The following is a 12,765-nucleotide window of genomic DNA, read 5'->3' on the forward strand; positions in this document are numbered from 1 at the left end:
GGGAGTGGGCGCCGCCGCCGCCACACCTAACCATGGGGGGGAGGGGCGGCAACGGGGCGTGTCGCCTCGCCGGCTCCGCGCCGTTCAGCCGTAGGCCGCCACGGCCCGGACACTGCCGGGCTCGGCGACGCTGATGCCGGCATCGACATATTCATTGAGTTTGTTGCGCAGGGTGCGGATCGAGATGCCGAGAATCTTGGCGGCATGGGTACGGTTGCCGAGGCAATGGTCGAGCGTGTCGAGGATCAGCTCGCATTCCACCTGAGCCACCGTCCGCCCCACGAGGCCACGGGTGGCGGCCTCGGCGACCTGGGCGGCGCGTTCCACCGGCCCGGCTGAACGGGCGAAGGATTCGCCCTCCGGGGTGGAGATCGCGTCGGCGTCGATCTCCGGGCCCGTCGCCAGCAGGACCGCCCTGTGGAGGGTGTTCTCGAGTTCGCGCACGTTCCCGCGCCACGGATTCTCACGAATGATCGCCTGCGCCTCGCGGCTCAGGACACGGACCGGCACGCCGTTCACCTCGGCGTATTTCTTGGCGAAGTGGGAGGCCAGCTCGAGGATGTCGGCCGGGCGCTCGCGCAGCGGCGGCAGGCGCAGGTGCACGACGTTGAGGCGGTAGAACAGATCCTCGCGGAACGTGCCCTTGCGGACCTCGTCGATGAGGTTGCGGTTGGAGGTGGCGAGCACCCGGATATCGACCTTCACGGGGGCCGTGCCGCCGACCCGATCGATCACCCGCTCCTGCAGCGCGCGCAGCAGTTTCGATTGCAGGCGGACATCCATCTCGGAGATTTCGTCGAGCAGCAGCGTGCCGCCATTGGCTTCCTCGAACCGGCCGATCCGGCGGGCGACGGCGCCGGTGAAGGCGCCCTTCTCGTGGCCGAACAGTTCGGATTCGAGCAGAGCTTCCGGGATCGCGGCGCAGTTGACCGAGACGAAGGGCCGGCTCGAACGGGTCGACTTCATATGGACGTGCCGGGCGAGCACCTCCTTACCGGTGCCGCTCTCGCCGGTGATCAGCACCGAGGCTTCCGACCGTGCGACCTGCTCGGCGAGCTTCACCACCCGCTCCATGGAGGCGTCACGCCAGACGAAAGCGCGTCCGTCCTCGGAGACCGCCTGCAACACGGCGGCGATCAATTCCGGATCGGGCGGCAGGGGAATGTATTCGCGGGCACCCGCCTGGATCGCGGCCACGGCCGCCTTGGCATCGGTGGCGACGCCGCAGGCGACCACCGGGGTGCGGATGCGCTCGTCGGCGAGCGCGGTCACGAGTTCGCGGATCGGCTGGCCCACATCGATCATGACGAGGTCGGCGCCCTTGGCGCGCAGCACGGCGAGACCCTGCGCCACCCCGTCCGCATGGGTCACGGCCGCGCCGCGACTCATGGCGATCTTCGAGGCGGTGACGAGTTCGCCGCTCAAGCGTCCGATGATGAGGAGCCGCATGGTCTATTATCCTGTGTCGGTGGAGCCTCGCGCAGCAGCGCGGCGGGCGGGATCAGTGGTCGCTCTTGATGATCTCGGTCATCGTCACGCCGAGGCGCTCCTCCACGAGGACGACCTCCCCGCGCGCGACGAGGCGGTTGTTGACGAAGATGTCGATGGCCTCGCCGACCTTGCGGTCGAGTTCCAGCACCGCGCCGGGCTGCAGCCGCAGCAGGTCGCCGATGGGCATGCGGGACGACCCCAGCACGGCCGAGACCATGACCGGGACATCGAAGACCTGTTCGAGATCGGCGGCGCTTTTCGGGGTGGTGGGCGCCTCACGAATCGATTCGGAGCCGAGCCCGTCGAAGGACGCGTCGCCGCCATTGAGAAGCGGCAGGCTGAAATCGTCGGCCATCAGGATCTTTCAAAGTCGCGCGTTACAGGGGGGGTCGTCGACGGATCAGGATTCGAGAGGATGGCCGATGGCTTCGAGCACGGCGGCCTCGATACGGGCACGGTCACGCACCACCCCGCCATCGGCCCATTCCATGCGGGCATCGCCGGGGGCGAGGTCGGGCTCCCCGAGGACGATCAGACGCCCTTCGAAGCCGCGCTCGCGGGCGAGGCTCTTCACCAGCGCCTCGACTTCGTCCACCAGTCTGTCGTTCACGCGCACGACGAGATGCGGCACACCGCGCAGGTGCTGCAGGGCGGCCCGCGCCGCGTCGCCGATCGCCGCCAGCGGATGGGCATCGAGGGCATCGCCGGCGATACGACGCGCCAGGGATACGGCGAAGGCCATGGCCTCCTCCTCGCGCGCCGCGTCCCGCGAATCCGCCTGGCCGATGAGGCCGGCGGCGGCGAGGCCGACGCGGGTGAGGGCATCCGCCATGCGAGCCTGGGCCTGGGCCTCGGCCTGGGCGCGCCCTTCCTGGACACCCCTCGCATGGGCCTGTGCCACGGCCTCGGCCAGGGCCGCCGCTTCCTTCGGCGAGACGGTCGCGCCCTCGCGCGGCCGGAAATCGGTGTCGAACAGGAACCGGCGGGCGTTCAATAGACCAGCTCCTCTTCGCTACTGGACTTGGCGATCATGATCTCACCCTTCTCGGCCAGTTCCTTGGCGAGCTCGGTCATCTTGGCTTGCGCCTCATCGACGTCCTTGAGCCGAATCGGCCCCAGCGAGCCCATCTCGTCGTTGATGTTCTTGGCCGCGCGGGTGGACATGTTCTTGAGGAAGAAGTTGCGCACGCGCTCGTCGGCGCCCTTGAGCGCGCGGCACAGGGTATCGGTGTCGACCTTGCGCAACAGCGTCTGCACGCTGCCCGCATCGAGCTTCAGAAGATCCTCGAAGGTGAACATGAGCTGGCGGATCTTCTTGGCCGAGCCGCGATTGGCCTGGTCCAGGGCCGCGAGGAACCGGCCCTCGGTCTGGCGGTCGAAGGCGTTGAACACGTCCGCCATCAATTCATGGGCGTCCCGCCGCGTGGTCTGCGCGATGGTCGAGACGAACTCGACGCGCAACGTCTCCTCGATATGGCGCAGGGCTTCCTTCTGCACGGTCTCCATCCGCAGCATGCGGTTGAGGACGTCGATGGCGAAATCCTCGGGCAGGATCGTCAGGACCTTGGCGGCGTAATCCGGCCGCACCTTCGACAGCACGACGGACACCGTCTGCGGGTATTCGTTGCGCAGGAACGAGGCGAGGATCTCGGGGTCGATCTGCGTTAGGCTCGCCCAGACCCGCTTGCCCGAAGCGCCCTTGATCTCCGCCATGATCGCCGAGACCTGCTCGGTGGGAAAGATCTTGAGAAGCAGCGATTCGGTGCGCTCGTAGTTCGAGGTGATGCCGCCGCCCGAGGAGAGCCGCGAGACGAAATCCACGATCAGCCTCTCGACGGTCTCCGCCTCCAATGATCCGAGCTGGACCATGGCGTGCGAGACCATCTTGACCTCTTCCTCGTCGAGCATCTGCCAGATCGGCGCGCCCTCCGTCTCGCCGAGGAGCAGGAGGAGCGCAGCCGCGCGCTGGGCGCCGGTCATGGCGTTCAAGCCCGCCTTGCCGAGTTCCTGATCCGGGATGACGCTCAACCCCGAGGACATGCCTCACTCCTCTTCACCGTTGTGGCTGCCGTTTCGAAGACCATTGCCCACCCGCTCAACTGTCGTGGATCCAGTTGCGCAGGACCTCTACCGTCTCGCTCGGACTGCCGCGGACCATGTCCACCACCCGTTGGACGGTCTCCGCCTGGACCTTGCCGTTCAGCTGCGCGAAGTCGACGAGGCGGGCGGTGGGGTTGTCGCGTGCCACCAGGACCTGGTCGGGGCCCGGCTCGCCGCCGGCCAGTGCCGGACCCGCCATCAGGATGGCCTGGGCGGGCTCCGAGGCGAGGACGCGGCGTAGAAGGGGACGGACCACGGCCATCAGCACGATCACGGTCAGGATCAGAAGCACGGAGAGTTCGACCATCCGCATGACGTCTTCCTTGGACGGCGCCAGGAACGACTGGATCAGCGACGGCTCGGTGAACTCGACGGGAGCGGGCGTCTCGGCGAAACGTAGGTTGACCACTTCGACCTGGTCACCCCGGTCCTTGTCGTACCCGATGGCGGTGCGGACCAGGGTGGCGATCCGCTCGATGTCGTTGGCGGGGCGCGGCTGATAGACGGGCCGGCCATCGGCCCCCGGCACGTAGGCGCCGTCGACGAGGACCGCCACGGACAGGCGCTTCAGACGTCCGCCTTCCTCGACGACCGTCTTGGTGACGCGGGAGATCTCGTAATTCGTGGTCTCCTCGTCCTTCTTCGTGGAATCCTTCGAGTTGGGATTCGGTGTTGGCTGGTTGGCGCCCGGCAATTCGTTGCCGACCGTTACGGCGCCCTCTGTCCCCCCGGTGAGCGCGCTTTCGCTGCGGGTCTGGGTCGAACGGATGACTTTGCTCTCTGGATCGAAGGTCTCCGAACGGCTCTCTATGCGGTTCCGGTCGAGCTCCGCGGTGACCTGCACCCGCGAGCGACCCGTGCCGACGATACCGGCCACTATCTCTTCGATCTGGGACCGCAGACGGCGCTCGAGGCCGACCTGCTTCTCCTCCATGCCGGCGCCGGTCTCGGCCTCAGCACCCCGTGCCCCGTCCGCCAGCAGGCGGCCGCGCTCGTCGACGATGGAGATCCGCTCGGGCTTCAGGCCTTCCACCGCCGAGGCGGCGAGGTGACGGATGGCGCGGACCTGGGACGGGTCCATGTCGCCGACGAGCTTGAGCACGATGGCGGCGCTCGGCAATTCGCGGTCGCGCTCGAACAGGCGGCGCTCCGGTATGACGAGGTGCACGCGCGCGGCCTGGACCCGGCCGATGGCCCGGATCGAGCGTGCGAGCTCGCCCTCGAGCGCGCGCAAATGATTGACGTTCTGAACGAAATTGGTCGACGAGAACGCATCGCCCTTGTCGAAGATCTCGTAGCCGACGCCGGAGGCGCTGGGCAGACCCTTGCCGGCAAGGTCCATCCGCAGGCGCGGCAGGTCGGCCCGAGGCGCCATGATGGTCTGGCCGGCATCGCCCCGTGTTTCGTATTTGATGCCGCGCGCATCGAGGTCGCGGATCACGGCACCCGAATCCTGCATCGACAGGTCGGCGAAGAGGACACCCATATCGGGCTTCGAGACGCGCAGGATGACGAAGGCGAAGAAGCCGATCAACGTCAGCGTCACGGCCGCCATGGCCGCGAGCCGTGCCGGTCCCAACTTCGTCACCAGTTCGAGAACCGACTTCACGACGCGACGTACCCACCCGAACCGGAGCGACGGAAGGGCCGCGCTCACTCGGCAAAATTTGCCCAGGCCGTGGTTAGCGTTCGGTTAACGATTGTCTTAACGAATGAAAAAAGGGTGTGGCTCGGTCCTGCCGCGGCGGTCCCTGTAACGAAAGAACCGCGCCCTTGAGGGGGCGCGGTTCTTTCGTGGATCGACGGTGGTCCGAGGCATTGTCTCGGCATCCGGAGCGGACGCCGAACTCCATTGACCTCAGTGGCGGTAATGCTGGATGCGGGTTGTACGCAATCCGGCGAGACCGTGCTGGTCGATGGAGAACTGCCAGCTCAGGAATTCCTCGGTGGTGAGGGTATAGCGCTGGCAGGCTTCCTCGAGACTGAGAAGTCCGCCACGTACGGCTGCGACGACTTCCGCCTTCCGGCGGATAACCCACCGTCTGGTCGTGGTCGGCGGAAGATCGGCAATGGTCAACGGACTGCCATCTGGCCCGATGACGTATTTGACTCTCGGGCGGCTTGGTTCGGTCATGATACGCTCTACAACTCGACTGACCTGTCGAGCCAGGAAGGTACTTGCGCCCGCTTAAGATATGTTGAAGCGGATCGATTGCATCTGATTCGTTTTTTCCACGATCATGTGGACAACCCGGCTCCGATGTTCTGAACGCTCGATATCGGCAGCCGCGAATTGCCAATCAGCAGCACCGGTTCTGTACCGCTGAGATCGACGCCATCGACTTTTCCGGCAACCTGCGTATCGACGCTAACCTGTGCACCAGTGGCGTCGAAGGCATCGATCTTGATCGAGTAGCTGCCGTTTGCGGAGGTGAAACCCGAGGTGGATCGACCGTCCCAGGCGAAAGTCTGCGCACCCGCGGTCAGCGCCTTCGACTGTGTCGCCACCACGTTGCCCTTGGCATCGCTGATCGTCATCGTCGCCTGTTTGGCGGCCCGCGCCGGGGTCAGCGTCCAGACCGCCGAACCATCCTTCAGGTTGGCGACCCGCCCGTCCGCCGTCACGCTCTGACCGATGAAACCGGTCGCTGCGGCGGCGCTGGACGCCTTCGCATTGTTGAGGATCGAGTCCAACCGGTCGTTCGACTTCAGCTGTTGCTCGACGCCGGCATATTGCACGAGCTGCTGCGTGAACTGGTTGGTGTCCAGCGGGTCCATCGGATTCTGGTTCTTCAGCTGTGTCGTCAGCAGGGTCAGGAACTGCTGGAAATTACCGGCGATCTCCTGCGAAGCGCCGGTGGCGGTATTCGGGTTCGTGATGGAGGAGCTGCTCGAAGCTCCGGTGATGCCCGATGTCATGGCAGTGTCCTCAGATTCGGATGTCGAGACCGCCGAGACCGCGCAGCATTCGCAGCGGCACGGCGTCGTTGGGAAGGCGTTGTTCTTTCAGGTCGGAGCCGCCGTTGCCGGAACGGCCGTCACGGCTGCCCCCGCCATCCCGCTCGGCGCCGTTGCCCCCGGTGGAGCCGGTGTCGCTGCGCAGGGACAGATTGATGCCGACCTCACCCGCGTCGAAACCCGCCTGTGACAGGGCCTGTTGCAGGTTGCCGACATCGCGTTGCAGCAGGGCCAGGGTCTCCGGCCGATCGACCGTGAGATGCGCAGTGACCGTGCCGTTGTCCTTGTCGATGTCGAGATTCACGTCGATCCGTCCGAGATCCTTGGGATCGAGGCTGATCTCGAAACGGTTGGACCCGGCCAACGACCGCAGCCCAATGGTCATCGCCACCGCGCCGAGGGGCACCGGCACAGCTTGGGCCTGGGGGAGGATGGCGGCGGGATCAAGCGCGGGCGCGGGAAGCGGGGCCGCCGGCGCAGGGCCGAACGGCGTGGCTGGGGCTGAAGCGAGATCGCCGGAGGCCATTGCCGAACCGGAGGCGAACTCATCGAAAGCCTTGACCGATATGGTCTCGCGCTCGGAAGAAGCCGAGCGGTCGGTTCCGAGTGCGGGGAGGGCGGCAAGGCGACCATCGGGGGCTCTCGCAGCACCGATGCCGTGTGAAACGATTTCGCCAGTGTTCGGAGGGGGCGCGGCACCGGCCTGTGTCGCCATCGCGGGGGCGTTCGCCGCGGGCGGAGGCGCGACGGATTCGGGCGGAGCGAAGGCGAGAGTCATCATGCCGGTCGCATTGGGCACCATACCGTCCGCTGGGACCGCCACGTCCTCGCTCGGCTCATCCGCCGTCGTGATCGGGTTGGCCTCCGCAGGCTCAGAGACGATGGCCTGAACCGGAGCGGTCGCGGCCGCCTGTACCATTGTCGAGGGAGGCAAGGTCGAGGAAGGTAAGGCACTTCCGGTCTGAACCCGGGAGGCGGACAGACGACCGTTTCCCGCAATGGGCAGCAAGGCTTGACCCGGCGGAGCGTCCGGGACCTGCCCCTGACGAGCCTGCACGGGCGAAGGTTCGGCGCCGTCGATGATCGGCAAGCCTGCCTTGCCACCTTGCTGCGGCATTTGAGCTGGCTTGGCGACAACATTGGTCTGCTGCTCGCTCAGCCACGGGAAACCGCCAAGGCCGGCCTCGCTCGGCGGCGTCGCCGGATCCTCGTCCTCTCGGGCTCGCGGCAGTCCTGTCTCGGCCGCATCCGCCATCTGTCCTGCGGCACTGTCTGTCGAAGGCTGTGACGACGGGATCGTAGCCTTTGCCAACCGGACCAGATCCGAGATCGGCAAGGCGGATTGCGCGATCGCCGAACCCAGCGACGCCGTAGCGACAGGTTTGGCTGCAGCGACAGGTTTGGCTGCTGCACCGTCTCGGATCGCCGCCTTCGGCTCTGCCGCTCCGCTTGAGACCGGTATCGCGCCCGAGCTTGGCCCTTCGACCGGGATGCTGAAACGTTCGAGGCCATCGGAAGCGGCCGAAAGAGGCATGGCGGGACGCGCGGCGACCGCGCTCGCCAACCGCACGCCCTTTTCTCCGCTGATCGACGTGGTGGCCATGGGGCGTCATCTCCTCGCCCCCACCGCGCAAACTTCGAGCCACGGCCCACACGCCGCAACCCGTTGATTTAACAGCAACATTTTTCCAAGCCTTTTGAATCTTACCGACGTGACCCGGCGAAATCGTCCCCGTCCCGGCAGGATTTGCCGGGTTCAGTGCTCCGGTATGCGAGCCCCGCCTCGCGCGTGCCTGGAAGTTCGACCTCAGGATCGCTATAGACTCCGCATATGCGGGCGCTGCGGCCTGCCGGCGAACCCGTGACGTGATGAACTCCCTCGACCTCCCCAAGGCCCCGCACGAGACACGTGTCGTCGTCGCCATGTCCGGCGGCGTGGATTCCTCCGTGGTGGCAGGCCTGCTCAGCCAACAGGGCTACGATGTCGTTGGGATCACGCTGCAGCTCTACGACCATGGGGCGGCGGTCCATCGCAAGGGTGCCTGCTGCGCCGGCCAGGACATCCACGATGCGCGCCGGGTCGCCGAGACGCTCGGCATCCCGCACTACGTCCTCGATTACGAGGACCGCTTCCGGGAATCGGTGATCGACCGTTTCGCCGAGAGCTATCTGGCCGGCGAGACGCCGATCCCCTGCGTCGAGTGCAACCGCTCGATCAAGTTCCGCGATCTTCTGGCCACCGCCCGCGACCTCGATGCCGACGTGCTGGCGACCGGCCATTACGTGGCCAGTCGCCCCCTCGAAGCCGGCGGGCGCGGTCTCTACCGCGCCCTGGATCCGGCCCGCGACCAGAGCTACTTCCTCTACGCCACCACAGCCGAGCAGCTCGATTTCCTGCGTTTCCCCCTGGGCGAACTGCCGAAGGACGAGACCCGTCGCCTCGCCCGCGAACTCGGCCTCGCCATTGCCGAGAAGGCCGACAGCCAGGACATCTGCTTCGTGCCCCAGGGGCGCTACGCCGACGTCATCGCCAAGCTGCGGCCGGATGCGGCGCGCGCCGGCGACATCGTCGATCTCGAAGGTCGCGTGCTCGGCCAGCATGACGGCATCATCCATTACACAATCGGGCAGCGGAAGGGCCTTCGCCTCGCCGTCGGAGAGCCGCTCTACGTGATCCGCCTGGAGCCGGGTTCCGCCCGCGTGGTGGTGGGTCCGCGTTCCGCCCTGGCCACCAGCCGCATCCGGCTCGACGACTTGAACTGGCTCGGCGGCATGCCCCCCGGCGGGGTCGTCGACATGCCGGTGGCCGTGCGGGTCCGCTCGACCCGGGAGCCGCGAGCCGCGCATCTGACGGTCGATCGGGACGGGGCGGCCGCCGAGGTCGTCCTGGCCACACCGGAAGACGGCGTCTCTCCGGGCCAGGCCTGCGTCATTTATGCCGATGACGGCCCACGCTCACGTGTGCTCGGCGGCGGCACCATTCGTCGCATCGACGCGTTGGCAGCCGGAGCGGCGCAAGCCGCCTGACGCCGACCCGCAGACCCGAGCCAAAACCTTCCCATCCGCAGGATCTAGAGACGATATGCTGAGCGAGCCGCAGGCCGGTCCGAGCACGGCCCTGATGCGCAAGGCCTATGCCCGTTGGGCACCGGTCTACGACGTCGTCTACGACAAGCTGACCGAGCCTGCCGCGCGCGATGCGGTGATGGCCGCCACCGCCTGCGGGCCGCGCATCCTGGAGGCCGGCGTCGGCACCGGCTTGTCCCTTGGCTATTATCCGCCGGGCAGTTTCGTCTGCGGCGTCGATCTCTCCGAAGACATGCTGAAGCGCGCCCGCGCCAAGGTACTCCGCCGCCGGCTCACCCATGTCCGCGGTCTTCAAGTGATGGATGTGTGCCGTCTCGGCTATGCCGATGCCAGCTTCGATGCCGTGGTCGCGCAGTTCCTGATCACCCTGGTGCCCGACCCGGAGGCCGCCTTGTCGGAATTCCTCCGGGTGGTGCGGCCGGGCGGAGAGATCGTGCTCGCCAACCATTTCGGCCAGACCAAGGGGGCCGTGGCCAAGGTCGAGGAAATCGTGGCGCCGCTCTGCACCAAGATCGGCTGGTCCTCGGCGTTCAAATCGACCCGGATCGAGGCCTGGGCTCAGCGCAACGGCGTCGAGTTCATCGGCGTCTCACCGACCTTTCCCGGTGGATTCTTCAAGATCCTGAGGATGCGGAAGGCCGGCTGATCCGGCGCGGCGAAGCGGGGACATGACACGCAACTCGAGCGGCGCGCTCCGACGTGCCATGCGGTGGCTGCCCGTCCTCGCCCTGGTGGCCCTGTCGCTGGGTGTGCTCGTCTCCGGAGCGCCGCATCTCTTCAGCCTGGACCGCCTGCTGTCCTATCGCGCAGCGCTCATGGAGGCGGTGGCCGAGGACCGGTTGCGGTCCATCGGGATCGCCTGCCTCGTCTATATCGGCTGCGTGATCGTGTCCGTGCCCGCCTCGCTGGTGCTGACCATCCTGTCGGGCTTTCTGTTCGGGACGACTACCGGGGCGGGGATCGCTCTCGTCTCGGCGACGACCGGGGCGGCCATCGTCTTCTCCATCGGCCGTGGTCCGATGTCCGAGTTTCTCGTCACCCGCGCCGGACCGCGCCTCGGACGTCTGGCCGCCGGATTTCGCGACGACGCGTTCGGCTACATCCTCGTCCTGCGGCTCCTGCCGATCTTTCCGTTCTGGATGACCAACCTCGCCCCGGCGGCCTTCGGCGTATCCCTGCGCACCTTCGTGCTCGCCACGTTTCTTGGCCTGGCCCCCGGCGCCTTCGTCTATGCGGCGGCCGGAGCGGCGATCGAGGACGTCATCGCGGCCAACGAAGCCGCCAAAGCGGCCTGCCTGGAGAGCGGCGCCGTCGCGTGCGACGAGGCCCTGTCCCTGCGGTCGCTGGTCACCGTCAAGACAGCCGCGGGCCTCGGCGGGATCGCCGCCTTCGCGCTCCTCTCCATCGCGTTGAGACGCCGCTTCGCCCGCAGACGCGCGGGTCCGTCCTAGCCCCTCACGCCAGATCCCCATTGCGGGGGTACTCGACGGGGCCGCGCGCGAAGCGTAACCGTCATGCAAACAACAAGATCGACATGTGTCGTTCGACGCCGAGGGAACGGAATACCGGTGCTGGCCCGGTGCCGCGCCGGAGCAACCGGGACGAGCAAAGAAACCCGGGAGCAGGGATGATCGGGACCCCGTGATGGACGCGACGCCACGCGCCGACATGGAAACACCTGTCCCCGTCGCAGCGGAGGCTCGGGCGGGGATCGGCCGACATCTCGGCCTGTCGGGCCGGCTGTTCCTCGTGACCATCGCCTTCGTCGCCCTCGTCGAAATCCTAATCTACGTGCCCACCGTCGCGAATTACCGGCGCATGTGGCTGTCGGACCGGATCGCCGCCGCGCAGATCGCCGCTCTGGTCCTCGATGCCTCGCCGGATCAGCATGTCTCGGATGAACTGGCCCGGCATCTTCTGAAGGGTGTCGGCGCCAGCGCCATCGCGGTTCGCGGCGACGGCACACGCCGCCTGCTCGCGGTGGACGCCGTGCCGTCGGAGGTCACCGGCCATGTCGATCTGCGCTCGCATGACTGGATCACCTCCATCGGGGGGGCATGGCGGACCGTTTTCTCCGAGAATCAGGGTCCGATCCGGGTCATTGGCCATGGGCGGGACGGGTTCGACCTGGTGGAGATCCTGCTCGACGAGGCGCCCCTGCGCGAGGCGCTGATCGACTTCGCCGATCGTCTGCTGCTCTCGTCGCTGGCGATCGCCGCCACGGTGGCCGGCCTCGTCTTTCTGATGCTGCAGCGGATCATCGTGCGGCCGGTTCGGCGCCTCGCCCGCAACATCACGGAATTCGCGGACGATCCCCAGGGGAGCGACCGCATCATCACACCCTCGCGCAGGACCGACGAGATCGGCCACGCTGAGGTGGCCCTGGCCCGCATGGAGACGGCGCTCGCGGGCGAGCTACGCCAAAAGCGCCGCCTCGCCGAGCTTGGCCTGTCGGTGAGCAAGATCAACCACGAGCTGCGCAACCTCCTCACCACCGCCCAGCTGCTCGGAGACCGTCTTGAGACGGTGTCCGACCCGGCGGTGGAGCGTATCGCCCCCCGCCTCCTCGCCACGCTCGGCCGGGCGATCCGTTTCTGCGAGGAGACCTTGGCCTATGGTCGGGCGACCGAGGCAATGCCGCAGCGGCGCACAATCCAGCTCGCACCGCTGCTGGCTGAACTGTCCGATCTGGCGAGGCTCGACGACGCGTCACGCGTGACGATCCGCGTCGTATGCGAGCCGGATATCGAGGTGGAGATCGATCCGGACCAGTTCTCGCGCGCGCTCACCAACATCGTGCGCAACGCCGTGCAGGCCATGGGCGCCGAGAAAGCCGGAGCGCCCGATCCGGTCATCGAGATCGAGGCCAGCCGCCACGGTAAGCCGGGTTCGGGAAACCTGACCGTTGTCGTCTCGGATAACGGACCCGGGCTTCCCGAACGGGCGCGAGCGAACCTGTTCGCGCCCTTCGAGGGGTCGATGCGCGCGGGGGGGACGGGGCTCGGCCTGCCGATCGCCGCCGAGTTGATCCAGCTTCAGGGCGGGCGTCTCACCCTCGATGAGACGCAAGAACGCGAGGGCGCCCGCTTCCGGATCGTGATCCCGGACCGCGCGCCGACTTCGCTCTGA

At 67.2% G+C, this 12,765-nt stretch carries 12 protein-coding genes; 4 read left to right on the top strand and 8 right to left on the bottom strand.

Annotated elements, in window-relative coordinates:
• Positions 1-84: 84 nt before the first annotated feature.
• The 8 genes from flbD to ACYQML_RS13230 all read right to left on the bottom strand — a co-directional run bounded on the left by flbD (position 85) and on the right by ACYQML_RS13230 (position 8,152).
• Positions 85-1,449 (bottom strand): sigma-54-dependent transcriptional regulator FlbD, encoded by a 1,365-nt coding sequence (gene flbD / locus ACYQML_RS13195; RefSeq protein WP_056423778.1) that lies wholly within the window; start codon positions 1,447-1,449, stop codon positions 85-87.
• 52 nt (positions 1,450-1,501) lie between these two features.
• Positions 1,502-1,846 (bottom strand): flagellar motor switch protein FliN, encoded by a 345-nt coding sequence (gene fliN, locus ACYQML_RS13200; protein ID WP_056423780.1) that lies wholly within the window; start codon positions 1,844-1,846, stop codon positions 1,502-1,504.
• Positions 1,847-1,891: 45 nt separating this feature from the next.
• Positions 1,892-2,485 carry a FliH/SctL family protein gene (locus ACYQML_RS13205; RefSeq protein WP_056423783.1) on the bottom strand — a complete coding sequence of 198 codons (594 nt, stop codon included), beginning with the start codon at positions 2,483-2,485 and terminating at the stop codon, positions 1,892-1,894.
• Positions 2,482-3,531: a flagellar motor switch protein FliG gene (gene fliG / locus ACYQML_RS13210; RefSeq protein WP_461233060.1), complete on the bottom strand. Its 1,050-nt coding sequence runs from the start codon at positions 3,529-3,531 to the stop codon at positions 2,482-2,484. Before fliG ends, ACYQML_RS13205 begins: the two co-directional genes overlap by 4 nt.
• A 55-nt stretch (positions 3,532-3,586) precedes the next feature.
• Positions 3,587-5,200 (bottom strand): flagellar basal-body MS-ring/collar protein FliF, encoded by a 1,614-nt coding sequence (gene fliF, locus ACYQML_RS13215; RefSeq protein WP_056424440.1) that lies wholly within the window; start codon positions 5,198-5,200, stop codon positions 3,587-3,589.
• Positions 5,201-5,449: 249 nt separating this feature from the next.
• The gene (sciP, locus tag ACYQML_RS13220; RefSeq protein WP_018044452.1) at positions 5,450-5,725 is read right to left on the bottom strand and encodes a CtrA inhibitor SciP; all 276 of its coding nucleotides are present in this window, start codon (positions 5,723-5,725) and stop codon (positions 5,450-5,452) included.
• A gap of 104 nt (positions 5,726-5,829) precedes the next feature.
• Positions 5,830-6,510, bottom strand: a complete 681-nt coding sequence (locus ACYQML_RS13225; RefSeq protein ID WP_056423787.1) for a flagellar hook assembly protein FlgD — start codon at positions 6,508-6,510, stop codon at positions 5,830-5,832.
• A 10-nt stretch (positions 6,511-6,520) separates the two neighbouring features.
• A complete protein-coding gene (locus tag ACYQML_RS13230; protein ID WP_461233061.1) occupies positions 6,521-8,152 on the bottom strand; it encodes a flagellar hook-length control protein FliK in 1,632 nt (543 codons plus the stop codon).
• Between the two features lie 266 nt (positions 8,153-8,418).
• Between ACYQML_RS13230 and mnmA the strand changes: the two genes are divergently transcribed.
• The 4 genes from mnmA (at position 8,419) to ACYQML_RS13250 (ending at position 12,765) form a co-directional block, all read left to right on the top strand.
• Positions 8,419-9,576, top strand: a complete 1,158-nt coding sequence (mnmA, locus tag ACYQML_RS13235; RefSeq protein WP_207410508.1) for a tRNA 2-thiouridine(34) synthase MnmA — start codon at positions 8,419-8,421, stop codon at positions 9,574-9,576.
• Positions 9,577-9,631: 55 nt separating this feature from the next.
• Complete coding sequence (locus tag ACYQML_RS13240) at positions 9,632-10,282, top strand: class I SAM-dependent methyltransferase (protein ID WP_461233062.1); 651 nt, start codon at positions 9,632-9,634, stop codon at positions 10,280-10,282.
• 22 nt (positions 10,283-10,304) lie between these two features.
• Entirely contained in the window at positions 10,305-11,087 is a 783-nt protein-coding gene (locus ACYQML_RS13245; protein ID WP_056423796.1) for a TVP38/TMEM64 family protein, read from the top strand.
• Positions 11,088-11,280: 193 nt separating this feature from the next.
• Positions 11,281-12,765: a sensor histidine kinase gene (locus tag ACYQML_RS13250; protein WP_461233064.1), complete on the top strand. Its 1,485-nt coding sequence runs from the start codon at positions 11,281-11,283 to the stop codon at positions 12,763-12,765.

Source organism: Methylobacterium sp. CM6244, from assembly GCF_054817885.1.